15 protein-coding genes are annotated in these 19,545 nt (G+C 43.2%); 8 read left to right on the forward strand and 7 right to left on the reverse strand.

The window, feature by feature from the left end; genetic code table 11:
• Positions 1-222: 222 nt before the first annotated feature.
• Together ITG09_20400 and ITG09_20405 are read left to right on the forward strand one after the other, a co-directional pair.
• Complete coding sequence (locus ITG09_20400; GenBank protein ID UPR53753.1) at positions 223-1,008, forward strand: phytanoyl-CoA dioxygenase family protein; 786 nt, start codon at positions 223-225, stop codon at positions 1,006-1,008.
• 127 nt (positions 1,009-1,135) lie between these two features.
• Positions 1,136-1,477: a hypothetical protein gene (locus ITG09_20405; GenBank protein ID UPR53754.1), complete on the forward strand. Its 342-nt coding sequence runs from the start codon at positions 1,136-1,138 to the stop codon at positions 1,475-1,477.
• A gap of 270 nt (positions 1,478-1,747) precedes the next feature.
• Here ITG09_20405 and ITG09_20410 read toward each other — a convergent pair whose 3' ends face one another.
• Complete coding sequence (locus ITG09_20410; protein ID UPR53755.1) at positions 1,748-3,409, reverse strand: MFS transporter; 1,662 nt, start codon at positions 3,407-3,409, stop codon at positions 1,748-1,750.
• Between the two features lie 150 nt (positions 3,410-3,559).
• Between ITG09_20410 and ITG09_20415 the strand changes: the two genes are divergently transcribed.
• Positions 3,560-4,462 carry a LysR family transcriptional regulator gene (locus tag ITG09_20415; GenBank protein UPR53756.1) on the forward strand — a complete coding sequence of 301 codons (903 nt, stop codon included), beginning with the start codon at positions 3,560-3,562 and terminating at the stop codon, positions 4,460-4,462.
• Between the two features lie 82 nt (positions 4,463-4,544).
• Here ITG09_20415 and ITG09_20420 read toward each other — a convergent pair whose 3' ends face one another.
• Complete coding sequence (locus ITG09_20420; GenBank protein ID UPR53757.1) at positions 4,545-5,579, reverse strand: linear amide C-N hydrolase; 1,035 nt, start codon at positions 5,577-5,579, stop codon at positions 4,545-4,547.
• A gap of 236 nt (positions 5,580-5,815) precedes the next feature.
• Between ITG09_20420 and ITG09_20425 the strand changes: the two genes are divergently transcribed.
• The 5 genes from ITG09_20425 to ITG09_20445 all read left to right on the forward strand — a co-directional run bounded on the left by ITG09_20425 (position 5,816) and on the right by ITG09_20445 (position 13,029).
• The gene (locus ITG09_20425; protein ID UPR53758.1) at positions 5,816-6,628 is read left to right on the forward strand and encodes a hypothetical protein; all 813 of its coding nucleotides are present in this window, start codon (positions 5,816-5,818) and stop codon (positions 6,626-6,628) included.
• A gap of 131 nt (positions 6,629-6,759) precedes the next feature.
• Entirely contained in the window at positions 6,760-8,349 is a 1,590-nt protein-coding gene (locus ITG09_20430) for an MFS transporter (protein ID UPR53759.1), read from the forward strand.
• 288 nt (positions 8,350-8,637) lie between these two features.
• Complete coding sequence (locus ITG09_20435) at positions 8,638-9,345, forward strand: ABC transporter ATP-binding protein (protein ID UPR53760.1); 708 nt, start codon at positions 8,638-8,640, stop codon at positions 9,343-9,345.
• A 4-nt stretch (positions 9,346-9,349) separates the two neighbouring features.
• Positions 9,350-11,872: an ABC transporter permease gene (locus tag ITG09_20440; GenBank protein UPR55225.1), complete on the forward strand. Its 2,523-nt coding sequence runs from the start codon at positions 9,350-9,352 to the stop codon at positions 11,870-11,872.
• On the forward strand, positions 11,872-13,029 hold the full coding sequence (locus ITG09_20445; GenBank protein ID UPR53761.1) for a carotenoid 1,2-hydratase: 1,158 nt from the start codon (positions 11,872-11,874) through the stop codon (positions 13,027-13,029). The genes ITG09_20440 and ITG09_20445 overlap by 1 nt, the downstream gene beginning before the upstream one ends.
• 76 nt (positions 13,030-13,105) lie before the next feature.
• Here the strand turns inward: ITG09_20445 and ITG09_20450 are convergent, their stop codons facing one another.
• From ITG09_20450 to ITG09_20470, 5 genes are all read right to left on the reverse strand, one after another.
• Complete coding sequence (locus ITG09_20450) at positions 13,106-14,137, reverse strand: efflux RND transporter periplasmic adaptor subunit (GenBank protein ID UPR53762.1); 1,032 nt, start codon at positions 14,135-14,137, stop codon at positions 13,106-13,108.
• The gene (locus ITG09_20455; GenBank protein ID UPR53763.1) at positions 14,134-14,445 is read right to left on the reverse strand and encodes an Mg2+ and Co2+ transporter; all 312 of its coding nucleotides are present in this window, start codon (positions 14,443-14,445) and stop codon (positions 14,134-14,136) included. Before ITG09_20455 ends, ITG09_20450 begins: the two co-directional genes overlap by 4 nt.
• Positions 14,446-14,641: 196 nt before the next feature.
• Entirely contained in the window at positions 14,642-16,996 is a 2,355-nt protein-coding gene (locus tag ITG09_20460; GenBank protein ID UPR53764.1) for an arylsulfatase, read from the reverse strand.
• A gap of 230 nt (positions 16,997-17,226) precedes the next feature.
• A complete protein-coding gene (locus ITG09_20465) occupies positions 17,227-18,072 on the reverse strand; it encodes a LysR family transcriptional regulator (protein ID UPR53765.1) in 846 nt (281 codons plus the stop codon).
• 3 nt (positions 18,073-18,075) lie between these two features.
• On the reverse strand, positions 18,076-19,401 hold the full coding sequence (locus ITG09_20470) for an anaerobic sulfatase maturase (GenBank protein ID UPR53766.1): 1,326 nt from the start codon (positions 19,399-19,401) through the stop codon (positions 18,076-18,078).
• Between the last annotated feature and the right edge of the window lie 144 nt (positions 19,402-19,545).

A 19,545-nucleotide genomic window follows, 5' to 3' on the forward strand; every position in this document is an offset into this window, starting at 1 on the left:
TTTTTATTTTATAAAATAAGAGATAAGTCACATATGCGGAGATCTGTCTCGCATGAATCTATGACATAGATAGGCATGTAAAATTCGCCCACATATGGCTTCATAGCATCACTAAATCTATAAGCTTCTTTACTCGTTACTTGGTTGAATGACGACTGTCTGGCATTATGCGCCCAAGAAATCTGTGGTGATTGCACGACAATAAATAAACGAAGGTAGTCAGTGGTAGAAAATAGCCAACAATTAAGTAGCCAATACGACGAGCATGGTTACTTTGTTATCAGAAATTATTTCGATGAAGCTCAGATTGCATCGCTAAGAAAAGTCGTACTGAAATTCCATGAATCATGGAAAGCAGACAACGAAGAGTTCTATCAAGAAGAGGCATTTAACTCATCTTTAATTACGGGAAGCGAGTATTTACCTGCCGACGATAGAAGCGTACTTTTTGACTTTATAAGCTCAAAACAAGTGATGGAAGTGGTTGATGCGGTAATTCCGAACAAACCAGCATTCATGAATACGCAACTGTTCTTCAACCCAGTAAACCCGCAACAAAAAGACTTCTGGCATCGTGACTGCCAATACGACTATGACATTGATGACCAGATGAAAGTCATCATGGAAACCCAAGTACTGCATCTGCGAGTGCCTCTTTTTGATGAGCCTGGTATGGAGCTTATCCCTGGCACACACAAGCGCTGGGATAATGAAGAAGAGTACAATGTTCGCCAAGAAGAAAACGGCAAAGTGAGCAGCGATGACATCTCTGGCGGTAAGAAAATACCATTAGCTGCTGGGGACTTATTGGTGTTTTCAGCGGATATGATCCACCGAGGTCGATATGGGTTGGATCGTTTGGCTTTGGATATTTTGATCTTCGATTCTGCGGCAGACTATGTCGACTACGTTGATGACGATTGCTTACCAACACCCGCTATGTTGAGCAATATTACCGACCCAAGATTGTTTATGAATACGCTACACTTAAAATCGATGTCGTGTTAGTAAACGATTCAAACAATTGCATCAAAGGTCGGTGATTTGACAACAATAAAAATAACAAATGTGTTCATACTTAATTCATAAGACTAGTAATAAGATAGCTTCATATTAAATATTTGAGGCAATCAATATGACAAAGTTAGTTACTAGCATTTCACTACTTACGGCACTTGTTGCGGGTACTGCTTTAGCAGAAGTAAATGGTGAGGATTTTAATGAATTCCCTAAGCAAGATGCTGCGCACTGCTTTGGTTGGGCAGCAGGCCTAGATAAAGATCAAGACTACGCCAAATTTATTGTCGAACTATCGAAAGGTCGCACTGTGAGTGTCAAAGAAGACCCTTATATAATGGAAGAATTCGGTACTGCAATGGGTTATTCAGAAGCGATGTTAGAATTTGCTGGCAAAGAAGCTGCGGACGAGAAATATAAACTAATTTGCGACCCAATAAAACAAAGCTATGGCTTTTGATCGCGGGGTTTAACCCTGAGATTTAATCACCCAGAACGATATCTATACAAGATCACTTGTCAGAATACCCACTCATAATGGTACCACTCTCTTTTCAGTAACGCGTAATATTTTAGACCGTTCAGACATAAAAATAGGCCTCAACAATGTTGAGGCCTATTAAAGTATCTGCAAATTATCACGACTTAAACGATAAGCAGCCTTTTTATAGAGTGGCTATTTACCAGAAATAAATGTCATTACAATTCATAAAGAGATATGAAGCTTAGACTAAGCAGAAACCTTTTCCGCAGCCAGTTCCTCATTATTTTCAGTCTCTTCTTTGTTAATCATAAGCGAACGATTAGGAAGAAAACGAGTTGCGAATAGCATTAGTAGGAATGATACCGCAACTGAATAAAGCGCCGCACGATTAGATTCCACTCGAGAAGTCGCGTTGATTTCATGTAACTCAACCATATCTTCCGCAGCCACCTTATCACTCATCAAGACCTCAAAGGCATCATCACCTAAGAAATTAATGCTCGGCATTTGTTCGATAATTTGCTTCGTTTCATTGGTGATAACACTTGAATCGCTTACTTCAGATTTGAAGCCGTTAGACATCGTTAGAAGCATAGTTACACCCATGATAGCGATACCAATAGAGTAACCTACATTTCGTGCTGCCGCTTGAATACCACCAGACTGCTGTGCGTCTTTTTCATTCAAGGCATCAGTAACAATAATTGAACATTGCGTCGCCATTAAACCACAAGCTACACCCATCAAAACTGCACCTGGAACAAGGAATGCTAATGAGTACCCATCACTATATAAACCTAGTGACAATATGATTGCTGCAACTGCACCCAAAGATAGACCCAACGTACATACAAATCGTGTTGTTAGGTGATTAAGGCGCTGTGGAACAACAATAGATGTGATAACCGTACCAATCGCCAACGATACTCCAATGATGGCACCTGCCATTGCTCCTGAGCCGCCAATGATTTGCATATGAGGGACTAACACGACAGCCGGAGTTGCAAAACCGATCCAGAAAGCGCCACCTAGAATCAGGCCAACAATCACTTGCTTATTCTTTACGATAGCTCTAGGCAACAAACAATTACCGTAGGTAGCTTCAAACTTGCCTTCCCAGACGTATAGACCAGATAGAACAACCAAACCAAGAGCAATCATCAACGGTGCAGGGCTGATACCAAAGACATTGACGTCAGTAATCGGAGCCCAAAGCCCTAGCTCAGGAATTTTAAGTGCCCCAATGATAAAGAGAACTAAGCCGATACCACACAGAACGATACCAAAGATGTCGATTTTCGGTTTATGAGTAATTTCAAGCTCTTTGAGTTTAAACGAAGCTGCTAGGACACCAGAAAAATAAACTGCCATAGCAAGCATTGCAGCACTCAAGCCAAACGAATCAATTAAGATACCTGCCATTAAAGGCATTGCAGCTGAAGCGATACCACTTGCAGCGGCTACACCACCAAAGGCTATAGCTTGATCTTTCCCGTTATACGTACCAGCGATAATACCGAGTACCGCTGGAATAGCGAGACTGGCACCGAGACCAGCCATAACCCTAGCACCAAATATGAATGTTTCGATGTTTGGTGCAAAAGCGCCACAAATTTCAGCGCCAATAAGGAGACAGATACCGATACGGAAAGATCTTACCCAGCCAAAAACTAAGCCAAGTAAGCCACCCGCAATCATAAACGCACCAGTCATTAGACTGAACATAGCGTTACTAAGCTGAACATCACTCATGCTAGCCCCAAGACCATTGATGAGCTCGCTTGCTGCGATACCAACAACAGCATTGTCTCCGCTGGTACCTACCTGCGCAGCACAAAGAACAAGCAATACCAGCCACTTGGCTTTGCCAGAAGTTTGGTCACCTGTAGAGGTGTTTATTTTTGTCATAATTATTTCCAGAGGTAGTTAATTATAAAATTTACAAAGGAATTGTATTCCCACTTCATAGTTTGAGAAATAATGTATTGCTTATAGTAGGTATGATCATTTTATAATGAGCGTAGATTACAAATATTATTTTTAAACGATAGGCTCATTATGAATGATAAATTAATACGTTCTTGTATGTCTAATGATATTGGATTGTTAATTCCTTTATATATTTTATTACAAGAATGTCATGTTACGAATGCAGCAAATCGTCTCAATATTAGTCAATCTAGTATGAGTCAATACCTAGCAAAAATAAGAAAATCGTTTCAAGACAAGATATTAGTTAGAAGTGGCAACGAAATGGTACTAACACCTGCTGCAGAGAAGATCTTACCTGAGCTAGAAATAATATTTTCAGCCATAGATAATATTTATCATATTAAAGATTTCACTCCGGGAGAGATAAAGAGGAAGTTTATCGTCGCAGCTAGTGAAATGAATGGTTATTTAGGAAAACATTTTGTCACGTGGACAAGCTCACATATCAACCAATATGAAGTTGAACTGGTTCCAAGAACTCGTCATGTATTTGAAGAGCTTTCTGCCGGACAAGTGGATTTTGTGCTCGGAAACCTTTCAGACGTCCCTCAAGATTTTCACGTGCGTAAACTTCGTAGTATTCGTTATAAACTGTACGACAGCACGGCAAACCCTATCATAAAAAAACGCGAGAACGATATGACAGTGTTAGCACAAAAAAACTTCATTACGTTATCGGGGATCGGCCACGCAGAAAAGTTGGCGGAAAATCTCTTTACTTCTTTAAACCTTAAACGAAATGTCGCGTTTAGAGCACTAACGTTGGATCAAGTTAAAGACGGTATTATTGACCATGATTTGCTTGGTTTTTTGCCTGAAATCTATGATACGCACGACGGTATATACAGTGTGGACGATAGCTTTTCATTCATGGTTGATATTTGCTTATATTGGCACCCAAGGATGCAAAATGATCCCGAACATAGCTGGATGAGAGAAGAGATATATAAGATTTCTAAGCTTGATTAGTTGAAGAACCTGCGCTTAAACATAAAAGAAAACACCGCGTTCAATATCTTGACCACGGTGTTTTTGTTCAAAGCATGAAGAGTTAGATTTCGTTACTCAAGTCTTTAAATTCGAGAGTCGTATCTAAATAAGTCATAGAACGGATACCAGGAGTATCAAAATCGATCTCTTTTGTATCGAACTTCAACCAAGAGTTTGTTCCATAATGGCTTTGGAAAAATACGCCCGTTGAGTTAGAGGCGATATGACGCCAAGCACAGACGTTGGAAACGTCGGCATCAATACCAAACCCTTTACCGTTGTATTTGATAGAGCCACTCGTTACTGTTGCTTTATTTGATAACTGGATGGCTTCAACCATGCCTTCATTCCAATTTTTTGGCGTTACTTGGTTTGAGTAAAATGCAGCGCGAACAAAACGACCTGCCGCAGTGTCATCACCAGGTAAACCTAATGTACCGCTGCCAGCTCCTAGAGGTAGAATTGTTTCACCCTTTCTAAACTCAGTGGTTAAGTAACCAGTGTTGCTGATATTGGTATAGTTACGAAGATTGGCCAAATGCCAGTCGAACGTTGGAGCATTGGCTAAAGTACCGTATGGGTTGTCATATAGCTTCATTTCGCCACCGACAAACTCAATCACAAGGCAATATCCCAGTTTGTCATAAACTGCAAAGTGAATAGGTTGGGAAACATTGCCAAATTCCGGAATTTTTTGGTCACAGACTTTAATTTTGGCAAGTGCAGCTTTGACTTCTTCAACATATTCAAATTGTGAAGAAACAAAATCAATAAGATGAACGTAGGTAATAAAGTTGCCATTATCGTCTTCAGATACTGTCATATACTCAGTAAAATCAGGTAAGTACAACCCAGTAACAGATAAGCCTTTTTCATTCATAGCACCATGGAAACGCTCGGTTGGGCCGAGAGAATTACCAACAACACCATACTTCCCTATCCAACTCATTGCTTCTAGGCCTTCTGGCCCCTCAGACTGATATTGATGACCTCTTGGGGCAACAAGCATTCTCGAGCCTGCCGCTGTAAATAGTTCCATGTTCATAACGTGGAAATATTGCTGGTCTTCAGTTCTTACTTGAAATGTAGTGCACATAAATACCTCTATATTATTTAATAAATTAAGTCGGTGCCTCTTTTGTTTGTGAGTTAAATATATATACCTGCGTATCCCTTAGATATGGACAAGAGATAATAACTATTATTATTTATTTCTAATGTCATTATAAGCCTATTACTTAATCCTAATGACTACTATTACCCTCTTTGTATAACTGTTTGAGTTATTATCACCGCCAACATAATTCCAATTAAAACAACCAAGGTTTAGTGATGAAAAAAACTATTATCTCTTTAAGTACCTTATTAATCTCTTTCTCTGTTTACAGTGACGAAAATTTAAACCCAGAATCACCCGATCCAGGTGACCACTCTAAAGTTTCAAATATGTTTGAGGCTACTTACGGAGTAAAAGGTGTAAATCATGACAACTTGAACCACGTTCAAGTCGCGATACAGCAATCAGGCCAATACGACAATGGGCACTACTTCTTGGGTAAAGCAGAACTAAAAGCCGACGACGTAATTTACAATGCTCAGGGCGATAGTGATTTTGAAATTACTGAATTTAGAACTAGGTACTTTCAACTAGCAAACACCAAATCAGATAGATTTCCTGTTGCAGGCGTCAGCCTTGATTACATTGAACGCGGTATGCAAGATGATGTTACCGAACGTATGTTTGCACTTGGTGCAGTAACAAGAGTAGTGACACCACTTGATAACTGGTTAGTCTTCCCATACGTTATGGCCGTTTACGCTCAAAATGATGACAGTTACGCTTATCCAGGTTTTGCAGACAAGAATGGTTGGGGTGTCCAAGCTAACATTTTAAATACTTTCTATTTAAACAAGAATGGTGCGAACTTTCAATTCAACCCTTACTTTACGAGCCTAGATTTCGGCGGTGACTTAGGCACAGTAAATAGCTTAATGATTGAGTATTCAATTCAGTCTCCGATTACACAGAACAGAAAGCACTGGCTTCAATTAACGTATAACCAGTACTTTGACGACGCAACGGAATCATTTGAGCATCAAAGCGACCAAGCTGAACTGCTACTTACGTACAATTACTTCTTTTGATCACTAATGAATATCATTAAGTAGCTATCGCAATAGCTCTACATGCACGTAAGGAACAGATCGTGTAGGTGTACCGTTAGAAATACTGAAACAAGATGGATGTTAAGTGTTTCTATTTGAGATTGTATTCTATGAACGTAGACATCGTGAGACCATTACTAACTGAATCTCGTAAGAATTGGTTCGGGCTCATTACTCTTATTCTTGCTCAAACCATCATTGTTTTAGACAATGTTACCTTAATGCTGTCCGCAGACTCCCTCGTCACTGAACTCTCTTTTACCCTTTCTCAACTGCAAGTCACCAATACTATTTATCCCATGATTGGCGCAACATTTATGATTGCAGGCGGTATGCTTGGCTTGATTATAGGTTGGCGGTGTCAAATTCAGATAGGAATGTCTATCCTAGTGTTAAGTTCACTATGGGCTACGTTTGCTACCACTACGTATGAGTTTACTTATGGTGCTCGCATATTAGCAGGTATTGGTGGCAGCCTATTGATACCAGCGGTTTTTGGGTACTGCACTGCATTCTACAAGGGAAAGCAACAAGCAATTGCTTTTGGGATGCTTTCTCCGATAATGTTAGGCGGGATCTTAGATACTTACAGCTTTAGAGCGGTTTACGCATTGATCGCTTTGTTCTCACTAATTGCTATTGGCTCTTCATTTATATTAAAAAAAGGGACAAGAGACCGAAACCTCAAATTTGATGCAAAAGGAATGGTCATCGCCTCGCTTGCTCTTCTTTCTACCATCATTGCATTGCTGAATATTGAAAGGTTAGGATTTATTGAAGCAAAAGGAGATATAAATATCTTCGGTTATTCCCCAGTTCCGTTTCTTTTCCTGTTAGGCTTCATAGCCTTTAAGTGGTTTTTCCATTGGGAATCGACACTAGATAAGCGAGGTGAACGAACGCTTTTTCCTGCCAGCTTACGTAGTAATAAAAGAGTCTGGTTTGGGATGTTTTTCTGCGCAATGACGTATGCTCTTTATCCAACAATGGCTTTTATAACCGTCACTTACCTGCAATTCAGTAATGAATTTTCTGCCCTTCAATCTGGAACTATTGTCGGACTAAACGCGTTTGGCATGGTCACGGGGTCAATCCTTACTCCAATTCTTTTGTACGGACGCTCAACAAAACTCATTATGACTTGTGCCAATATGTTGTGCATCATTGGAGTTATGATGATGTTGATGGCATACGAGGTTGGAGGCGTCAGCTACTTTATCTATTATGCTAACGTCATCTTTGGCCTAGGGTGCGGCATCTTTGCAGCTCACAGCCCATTGATTATCACCACATCCGTGGCTCAGTCTGATGCAGAACAATCAAGTGGTATTCAAGCTACATCCCGTAACTTTGGCAAAGCAATGGGCCTCGCTGTTATGGGCACGATTCTAACGTTTGCTCATTCTTCTTCATTTAAAATGAATACCCTTGAAGATGCTTCACTGTCTGTAGGAACACAACAAATGATTGTTGCAGAGCAAAGTATTCCATTCACCCATCAGCAAACGGTACTCAATGTCTTGGAAGAGCGTCAAATCGATGAAGATGAGCAGAAAGTCATTGCATCCATCGCGATATTTGGCCGCTTAGATGCGATGCGTTCAACTTTGGGTGCATTTGTATTTTTGATTTTGCTTAGTCAAGGAATGGCTTTAATGGTGCCAGGAAAGAGCCCACAAGCTGTTGAACACGCCGAATAAATAACCGTTCTGGTCATAATCGAAACTTATAACTTCAAGCGCCTAATGTACTCCATCGGGCGTTTTTTATTGCAAGACCTCTGTATAGATTCAAATCTCTAGTTAATGCCTGACTTATTCCTGCAACTGATCTATTTCCCCTTCGTCGAAGTACAAGTTATTAATAGTTCGATGTAAATCGCTTTCTTTTTCAAATTGTTGTCTACAGTTTTATAGAGCTTGTCGCTTCAGTAATTGCCACAGGTAACGATACCTTTTGATGGTAAGTTTTGGTTATAAGGAGAGGTAATGGAAAACCCAATTGTCACACTCACTCAGGCCAGCAAAAGCTTTGTTGATGGCAACGATACCCATCACGTTTTGGACAGTGTCGATTTCGCTTTGGTGACAGGGGCAAGCGTGGCTTTGACAGGAGCAAGTGGCAGCGGGAAAAGTACTCTACTCAACCTAATCGCGGGCTTTGAACCGCTTTCAGAGGGTAAGTTGTGGCTCGATGGCGAGAACACATTAGATTGGAAAGATCCACAATGGAGCCGATTCCGCCATCAAAAACTGGGCGTTATCTTTCAGCAGTTCAACTTGTTAACCCCACTCAACGTAAAACAAAACATCGCGTTCCCGTTACATTTGAATCAACAAAAATGGGGAGACTGGTGCGATTATTTAGTTAACGCATTGGGTATCAGCGAGCTACTCGAAAGACACGTATCCGCACTCTCTGGCGGTCAGCAACAACGAGTCGCTATTGCACGTGCGCTAGCCCATAAACCCAAACTATTGCTTGCCGACGAACCCACAGGCAACCTCGACCACAAGGCTGGCATTGAGGTAATGAAGCTGCTGAGTGAAATCACCACACAAGGCAACACTGCGGTGCTTTTGGTTACCCACAGCCCAGAATGCGCCAGCTTTATGCAGACAAAATTGGTGTTAGATGATGGTTGTTTAAAGAACGTAGATCGAACCCAAGCCAAAGAGCAGCAACGTTGTGAGTAATCCAATGAAGCAAACTGGCTTCGCACAGAGCCAGATCACCCATACTAAACTGACGTTGAATCTATTCTCGGCGCACTATCGTCAATCACCATTGCAAGCCGCAGCGATTCTGATCGGCATTGTGCTAGCGGTCACCTTGTTTGTCGCAGTGCAAGCCATCAACCTCAATGCCAAGCGCAGCTACGCTGAGTCGACCGAGCAACTTAGCGCCCAAGCACAAAACCTTATCATTCCACCAGCAGGGCAAAACTATTTGCCAGAATCGCTCTACTTCAACTTAAGACAAAGTGGGTTAAGCGCAGCGCTACCCGTTATAGAAGGGCGAGTAAGAGACGAACAAGGTCGACGTTGGTCAGTTCAAGGCAGTGAGTTGATCGCCGCCCTCACTTCAAGAACTCGTCACTCTCGCGTCGACGATAAAAGCAATACTCAAACCAAAGAGCCAAACATTTCCCTGTTCGACAATGCCTTACCTTTACCGCAACTCTTGGCGGGTGAACACATTGTGATGATGAGCCAATCTCAGCACCAGAGTTTGGACGAAGTAGACACACTCACTTTGGATGAAGTACTCACTCAAGTGGTAGTGCTACCAGATGAATGGCAGCTCGGTAGCAGAATGTTGATGGACATTGGATTCGCTCAGCAGCTGCTTAACAAGCAAGGGCAACTGAGCTATATCGCTATTTTTGACACTAAGAGCAATACTCAGGATAAATGGCAAAACCTTATTGGCGAGCAAGGGCAATGGATATCCAACAACCAAAGCACGGATCTCGGTTCAATTACCGATAGCTTTCACCTCAATCTCACCGCCATGAGTTTGTTGGCGTTTTTGGTTGGCCTGTTCATCGCTTACAACGGCGTGAAGTACAGCTTGCTGAAACGTAATCGGCTGTTGGTGCAAATTCAACAAGCAGGGATTGCGCCAAGCATCGTATTTTCAGCTCTACTAGTCGAGCTCACTGTTTTAGTCACACTGGGCGCGTCGCTTGGTTTCATTCTCGGCATTCAACTCAGCCATTGGCTACATCCAACCGTCGCGATAACGCTTGAGCAACTTTATGGTGCAACATTGCTTCCCGGCACATGGCAGTGGCAATGGTTAGTGCAGGCACTGCTACTCACGCTGGCCGCAACGCTTGTCGCGTGTTGGCAGCACTTTAAACAGCGAGTGCGACAACCACTCTCTTCCCATGGCGGTTTTTATCAGGCGCCGGAAACGTCTAACGAAAATCAGCTGTTTGTTATAGGGTCAGTATTAACCATTGTCGCGTTAGCAGGGTTATGGCTGAGCGAACACCATCGCTTCACCATGGCATGGCTCGGTGTGTTAGTGGTGTCGGTTCCCTTGTATCTCCCCAAAACGCTCAGCGTGCTAGCGAACTGGAGCGAAAAACGTACCCAATCGGGGTTAATACAATATCTGTTCGCTGAGCTGCGTGAACTTATCTCCCCGCTCTCCCTTGCCATGATGGCGTTGCTCCTCGCCGTCACCGCCAATGTGGGGATGAACACCTTAGTCGGCAGCTTTGAATCCACGTTAAAGCAATGGCTTGAACAGCGCTTACATGCCGATATTTACGTTAGCCCTGCCCAAGGTGACATCGCCAATGTGGAACGTGCGTTAGAGCAGTTTGAGAACGTTGAAACCGTTTATAAGCAGTACTATGTCGACGATAACTTGCAGGGCCTACCCACGTTACTCGGCACCAAAGACAAAGACACACTTGAGCAAACCATGGTGTTCCAATCTCACGTTGATGACTTCTGGTCACGCTTTTACCAAGGTGAATTAGTGGCGATCAGCGAGCCTACCGCGGTGAAGCTCGGATTATCATTGAATAGCAAACTTGAACTTGATGCGTTCCAAGGCAAAACACTCATCGTCGGCGCGATTTTTCATGATTACGGCTCACCGAATGGCGAAGTGTTACTTGCACCTGATTTATGGCTCGAAAGCGGATTTACTGACTTACCCACCAGTTTGGGAATCAAAGTATCTGGTGATCCACAAGTGGTTTATAAACAGCTACGCCAACAACTCAATCTGCATCCAAGTCAGCTTTACGATCAAGCACAGATCAAATCGATCGCTTTAGATATCTTCTCACAAACCTTTGCCATCACTCGGGCGCTTAATGGCGTTACTTTAATGGTCGCGGTAATAGGGTTGTTCTGCGCCTGTTTCATGTTGCTCGATGCACGTAAAGCCGCTATTGCAAGGTTGTATGCGCTCGGTGTTAGTCAGCGAAAATTGATGGCGATAATGGTCGGGCAAATCGTTGTTCTGGTCGCCTTCACTCTGGTTATTGCTTTACCACTCGGCGCTATGGTCGGTTATGTGTTGACGGACATCGTTACCCTGCGCGCCTTTGGTTGGAGTTTAAATTATGTATGGAATTGGAGTGACGCACTCAGCATCGCAACGATCACCATTTTAGTGGCTGTGTTTGCGACCTTGATTCCACTGTGGCGTTTGGTCAGTAAACCCGTGGTATCCAGTTTGCAAAGTGAGGTGTTGTGATGAATCGACCAATAAAAGTTTTCGTTCTCACAATTGGCATCTTGCTCCTTTTAGGATGCGAGGAGCCTAGACAGCACTCAACAAAACTATCAACAAAACAGTCAGCTAAAAATATGGGTTCGATACTCGGCACTGGAATACAAACCGAGAATGAAAAACAAAAAGAGGCTGAGCAATTCACCCCGGTAGTAAAAGGCGTCGAGATCACCTTCCCTGCCGACCATCAAGCACACCCTGATTTTCGTCATGAATGGTGGTATCTAACCGCCAACCTCATTGATGAAGACGGTAATGCTCTAGGCGTGCAGTGGACACAATTCCGCTTCGCGGCTGCACCAAAGGACAGTTCGAATAGCGCTAAGCAAACGACGTGGCAAAGTCAGCAAATCTACATGGCACACAGCGCCGTCACCACCAAAGACAAACACTATGCCGATGAAAAGTGGTCTCGTGACCAAGCTGAGCTAGCAGGCGTCGATGCTTCCCCATTTAGGGTCTATCTCGATGACTGGCAATGGACATCGTCAAGTGATGATCTGTTCCCCGCAACCTTGAACGCTAATTCCGGTCAGTTTGGCTACTCGCTTAAGTTAACCAACAACGCGCCTTATCAAAAGCAAGGCGAACAAGGCTACAGCACCAAAAGTAGCGATGGCAAAGTAGCTTCCTATTACTACAGCCAACCATTCATTAATGTATCGGGCGAGGTCATCATCGATGGAGTCACGCATCAAGTTTCTGGCAAAGCTTGGATAGACCGAGAATGGAGCTCGCAGTTTTTACTCGACTCGCAACAAGGCTGGGATTGGTTTGCGCTAAGGCTGAGTGATGAAACCAGCTTGGTGGTATTTCAACTTCGAAACTCAACAACAGGTGAAGCCAGTTATTCCCATGCAAGGTTAATGCAGCAAGGTGGCTCTGGCATCGCGATTGGTCAGCAAGACATCAATTTAACCGCCATCAAGCAAACAGAAATCGATGGAAGTAACTACCCAACAAAATGGCAAGTTTCAATTCCAACTCAACAAATCGAACTGACCGTTTCAGCTCTCAATCCAAATGCCAAAATGCCGCTGTCAGTTCCCTATTGGGAAGGCCCGGTCTTAATTGAAGGTGCTCACTCTGGTACAGGCTACATGGAGTTGACTGGGTATTAATCAAAAAAGCAGCGTAAAGAGCTATCCACCTTTATGCTGCTTCATCACTCTATTCAAAGTTAACAAATGAAAGAGATTAAATCGCCAATAGATACGATTTAACAGACGCAAGACGTAAAGTTGCCCCACCAATGATGTCTATAAAACCGAGTATAGGGTAAGGCTTAGACGCACTGATCCATGCTGAGCCTGTCGCGCCAATCGGTATTTTTTTCATCGTTTCTTCATCAATTTCTAAAATAACGGTTCGACCAATTGCTGGAGAGCCCCTTTGAATGTGTGCCGAAACTCGCTGCTCTTGTGGTAGTAAATTTCCTTGAGCCTCACCGGTTGCTTTTACTTTACTGTGAACTCGAGATCGGAAAATTTGCCCTGGAAAAGTATCAATAAAGAACTCGCTAAACTGACCTTTTTCGATATTGGCAAACGCTTGATCAGGGATACGCATTTCGACAAACTTCTTCGATGTATCCCACACATGCAGAGAACCAACTCGAGATCCATCAGCAATAAAAACATGGGTGATCATGCCATCAAATGGCGCTCGAACCGTAAGGCGGTCAAGGTCAAACATCAAGCTTTGTTTCTTAGCGAGCAAACCATCTTTCTTGGCATGCAACACGTTCAACTCAGCCATAAAAAACTCAACGTTGTCTTGAGTTTCTTCTAACTCTTTAAGGCTAACATGTTGCTCTAAGTTCTGGTTACGCGATAGGTTTCGCTTAGCTTGGGCCACTTTCACTTCTTGAGCTTCAATGGTTCTATCAATTTCAATCAGACCAGAATCAACCTCAGAAATCGACGCAGAGATCAGATCATCTTTGAGAGTGTAAAGTACTTCGCCTTTTTTCACATCGCTATTATGATCAACGTATATTTTGTCGATGTGTTGACCAAGCGTTGGAGACATCACAGCATGGGGGGCTTTGACAGTGGTTGAATTGGTCAAATCAATCGGCGAATAGAAACGATGGCCGACAAACAAACTCACCAGTAACAGCAAGCCAATCACAACAGACACAAAGTAATTCTTAGGGGTTCGTTTGAGTACATTAAATTTGAATAACAACCAAACCACTAATATGTAGGGGAGCATGATCTCTTTCATTGCGAAGCGCCTCTAATCCACTGTTGTAATTTATCCCAGTCCGTCACAATCGCGAGCACCGCAATAATCCAGAGCGGTTTGTAAAACATGCCCAATATGCACAGCCAAAAAATCAACTTGGCCTGAGCCAAACCACGCTCTTTAGCAAGATGTTTGGGAATAGAATGGACATACCATAGCTTGCTCAATGTCCATACAAGGATGCCCAACGTGACTGCCACAATGAACCACATGAACAATGTCGATTCTAGAATGTTGTAGACCGAAGGATACGCATCGTAAACTAAGGTAGTTGGATGAATCTTCATACGATTTCCTAAATTATCATCCCGCCTCTAAGGCAAAGCCATTGGGACTATTCCAATCACTTAAGCACTTATGTACTTATGTACTTATATATTTACGCACTTAAGCACTTACGCACTTAAGCGCTGAGCCCGGAGTGAACGAAAAAAGCCGCCTATCAATACCCATTGTCATCGGTATCAATAGACGGCATACACTTTATTGTTCTAGGTACTTAACACGAACTTCTTTGATTTTGCCGTCAAATTTGAACGGCATCTCATCATAATAAGCTTGTGATACTGGCGAGCCTAAATCAGAGCCAATATCAAACCCATCATTGAATGAGAAGAACGAAGGCGCTGTTTTTGGAACCACACCAGAGGCGAACGTTTCACCATTCACCTTGATGGTGATATCGAAAGGCGTAAACGGCCCCGGCTTAGTGGCTTTAGATTCAACTTCTATCGTCACTTCACCTTCTGGTAACACTTTCTCAGATTGGATATGTGTGTGTTCCATCAAAAACAGGTTGTACTCATAGTTAAGCTTTCCGTCTTTCACGTACACCGTCATACCACCTGAGAATGCACCGACCGCGTAGAGCACACCATTCGTATCAGGAGTAACCACCGCATCAAACTCGACGAGCGTAGAACGGTTGCCGACTTTTGGTGCTGCAATTTCAGGGATTCTGGTGATTTCATCAGGATACGTCCATTGCGTATATTTACTCTCTGGCGCATCTTGCGGGCTGTGTGCTGCAGTAGACCATAATGATCCACCAATCGGGAAGGCTTTGTTATCCTGCGCTTCTTGCTTGAAAATCGCCTTCATTTCTTCCAGTTTTTCAGGGTACTTATCAGCCAGATCAACCGCTTGAGACCAGTCCTCATCAATGTGGTATAGCTCCCATTTATCCGTCTCAGGACTCCACTCTCTAAAACCTTCGGGCATACCTTGGACCCAAGGAGCTCTTGGCCTAAACGCACTCGCAAACCAACCATCATGATAGATACCGCGACTACCTAAGATCTCAAAGTATTGGGTTTTCTTCTGCCCTTTCACATCCGCATCGTCAAACGAATAAGTCATGCTTTTACCATCGATTTCATCTTGAACATGACCGTTGACCACTTTAGGTGGTGTAATGTCTAAAATGTCGTAGATAGTAGGCGCGATGTCGTTAACGTGATGGAATTGCGAGCGTGGCGTCGCATCGGGTTCAATTTTCGCTGGCCAACGCACCGCAAGAGGTTGACGTGTCCCACCAAAATGAGCCGCAACTAACTTGGTTGATTTATAAGGTGAGCTGCCTGCCCAAGCCCATGCTGCATGCGCCATGTTTTCAAATTTAGGACCGCCTAACTCATCAATTGAACCGACCTTGTTCATCGCTTCAATTTGTTGCTTTGTCGTGGTTGGAATGGCGTTTTGAGCGAGCAATTCAGCAAGCGTGCCGTTTTGCCCTTCCGATGACGCGCCATTGTCACCCCACAAGTAGAAGAAGACAGTGTTGTCTTTGTAGCCAAGCTCATCGATTTCATCGACCAAACGACCAACCTGAGCGTCGGTATGCTCAATGAAGCCGGCGTACACTTCCATTAAACGTGCTTGGAATGCTTTTTCATCTTCAGGTACATCGTCCCACGCAGGCATACTTTCTGGCCTTGGTGTTAGCTGCGCGTTTTCAGGAATCCAGCCCATTTTCTTGGCTTTTTCGTATACGTCTTTTCTGTATTCATCCCAACCAGCGTCGAATTTGCCCTTGTACTTATCAGCCCATTCTTTGGTTACATGGTGAGGGCCGTGTGCCGCACCACTAGACCAATACATCATGAAAGGTTTGTCAGGCTGCAAAGACTTGTGCTGACGCATCCATTTGATCGCTTGATCCGCAAGATCTTCACTCATGTGATAGCCTTCGCGGTGGATTTTTTCTGGATCAACAAACGTGGTGTTTTCCACCATAGTCGGTTCATATTGAGATGCACCAGCACCAACAAACCCATAGAAATATTCAAAACCATAACCCGTAGGCCAATTATCAAAAGGCCCCGCAGCTGTGGAATCTAACGGGTGAGTGTTGTGCCATTTACCAAAAGCAGAGGTTGAATAACCGTAGTTTTTAAGTACTTCAGGAAAGGTCGCACTGGTTTTCGGGATCACCCCTGCGTAACCATCCCAATCGTTAGCATATTCCGCAATAACACCTGCTCCAACACGGTGATGGTTTCGACCAGTAAGCAATGAAGCTCGTGTAGGCGAACACATCGCTGTCGAGTGGAAACGGTTGTAGGAAATACCTTCACCAGAGATTTCATCTAATGTAGGCGTATCGATTGGACCGCCGTAAGTCGACGTTTGGCCAGGACCTACATCATCGATCATCACGATGACGATATTAGGAGCATCTTCAGGTAAATGGTTGGAAATAGGACGCTTGTTATGAGTAGATTCAGCAAGAGTATGTTTGGCCACCGAGGTCGATGGCTGACTAGGAAACGGTAAGACCTCTTGTGCGACAGAACCCGCAGCAAAACAAGACATCATGATGGCACTAAGCTTTTTCATTCGGACACCTTTGAGAACAGGAATTAACTCCGGTCTACCTGTTGTGCTAAAGACATCCGTATACCGTCATTTAGCGAAGCAAAATAGATCAGAGATGTAAAACTCAATGGCGAGGGGTCAAAGAAAATAGCCTCAGCACCAATGTAGTTTTTCAGTGCTAAGGTTATTCAAAAGGGGGATATGCAGGTAGAGCGTGGCGTTTATATCAGCAATAAGTGGGGTTTATAGTACTAATCCGCGCATCCTAGGTGTGCTCGAATAGTTTCTCTAACTTTTATGTGGTTTTCTGTTTTTTGATAGCGTCGATGGTAAGCCAGACAGTATTCCAATGGCTTATGCTCTATCGGGTTTTCCAGTACTTGAAAATTTAAACGCTCTTGCCAATTGAGTGCAAGATGTCGAGGTACGATCGCAACTCTATCGCTGATGGTGACATCAAGCAGCATCGCTGAAATTGAATGGGTCTTGCATTGGATATTCCTACTTTTTGGACTTTCCAAGCGAATATGTTCGAATCCATCCATTCCTTTCCATTGGGTGGCTAATGCGACATGCCCCTCTTCATAGAATTGATTCCGTGAAATATGATCATGAATTCTTGGATGGTCACGACGACACACAACAACTGTTGACTCGCTGAATAACGGCTCAGTGACAATGGAGTGGTCTTTGACCATAAATATACCCACGGCTAAATCGACAGATAACGATTTAAGTTGGTGCAGCAGTATTTCCTGATCTAATGGAGTATGTTCTATCATCATTGACGGTAGAACGGGCAAATCCAATGCCAGCGCCTCGTTCACATAAACCGAATAAGTAAAACGCTCACTCAAGGCATTTTGTATTTCATCAAACCCAACGCGAAATCGAGTGGCTAAACGAATGGCCATCGCGGTCGGTTTCATTGTCCGCCCCTCTCGATAAAACAGGGGCTCACCAATCTCTTGTTCCATTCGCTTTATAGATGCACTCACCGCTGGTTGCGTGATACCTATGGTTTCAGAGGCTTTGGTATAAGAGTGATACTGGTAAACTTCTAAGAATACTTTTATCAAATTCAGATCAAAATCCATGGTTTACCTTCTTACTCCGCAGCAATGTTTGTATTTTATACCACTTCCACAAGAGCAAGATTGATTACGACCAATGGTCACCGAGCTTTTGCTTACAACTGCTGTCAGCTTCACATCTTGATAAGCCAATGCCCACATGATTTCATCAGCAAAACGACCTACAGATAATAGCCTACGCATTTCTTTCATGTATTGAGCACTGTACTCGAAGAATTTTTTATAGCCTTGGCAAAAATAGTTATGCCCTGGATGTCCGCTTGAACTACGTTCAAAACGATGTTTTGGACACCCTCCATTGCAGGCAAACTGAAATGGGCATTTTTTACAGTCGGGAGTCAATGTTGTTTGTTTTTGTAGACCGAATTCAATGGCTTGCTGGCTGTTATTGCATTCAGAAATCGATTTATGATGAATATTGCCCAAACGATGTTCAGGGTATACATAATGGTCGCAATTGTATAAGTCCCCGTTCGCCTCAAGAGCAAAAGCATGACCACAACGTTCAGTAAAATGACACATTCCAGACTGCTGTCCGCACCAAGCACTTAACGTACTATCAAACATATTCACAAAAATGGATCCCACATCTTTGCGTACCCATACATCAAAAATGTCACAAAGAAATTCGCCATAGGCTAACGAAGGCACCGACCATGACGTCACTTCCGCTAAAGGCTCATCGGGTAAGACAAGTTTTAAATCCGTTTGAGAACATGTTTGCTTCGTTCGCTCGACCAACGGAATAAACTGAATATACGTTGAACCAATCTCTTTCAAATGCTGATACACCCGCTTTGGATGTTTCACATTTTCATTATTGACGACGGTAAGCGTATTAAACTCAACACCATGCTTTTTTAACAATTCGATACCTTGCATAACTTGAGCATGTGTTTGTTTACCCGAGCGGGTGACTCGGTAAGCATCGTGTAGATCTTGTGGCCCATCAATGGACACACCGACTAAAAAGTGATGTTTTTTGAAAAACTCACACCAAGCATCGTTAAGCAAAATGCCGTTGGTTTGAAAGGTGTGTTCAAGTTTTTTTCCCTTTCCGTACTGTTCACATAACTGCATGGCTTTTTCAAAAAACGCGAGCCCCATCATTGTTGGCTCACCGCCCTGCCAAGTAAATTGAACATGGTTGTTGCTTTGAGCTTCAATGGTCTGCTTTATATAGGAACTTAGCGTGTCATCACTCATTCGCCAGTTTGTTTGACGTTCAGGATAGAGTTGGTGTTTTTCAAGATAGAAACAGTAACTGCAATCAAGATTACAGACAGAGCCGGTCGGCTTGGCCATTACGTGACAATTGTGAGGTGCTTGCATGAGTGAACCTTATAGTCAGCCCATCCATTGTGGCTAATTAGTGAGAAGCGTCCATAAGCGTGTATCACCATTCTATAGGTTCAGTTTCTGGCTAAATAGTCGGTGGTGGTTACATTTACTATAAACAGGATTTATAGTTCATGC

The sequence above is a fragment of the Vibrio cyclitrophicus genome (assembly GCA_023206055.1).
Classification (GTDB): Bacteria; Pseudomonadota; Gammaproteobacteria; order Enterobacterales; family Vibrionaceae; genus Vibrio; species Vibrio cyclitrophicus_A.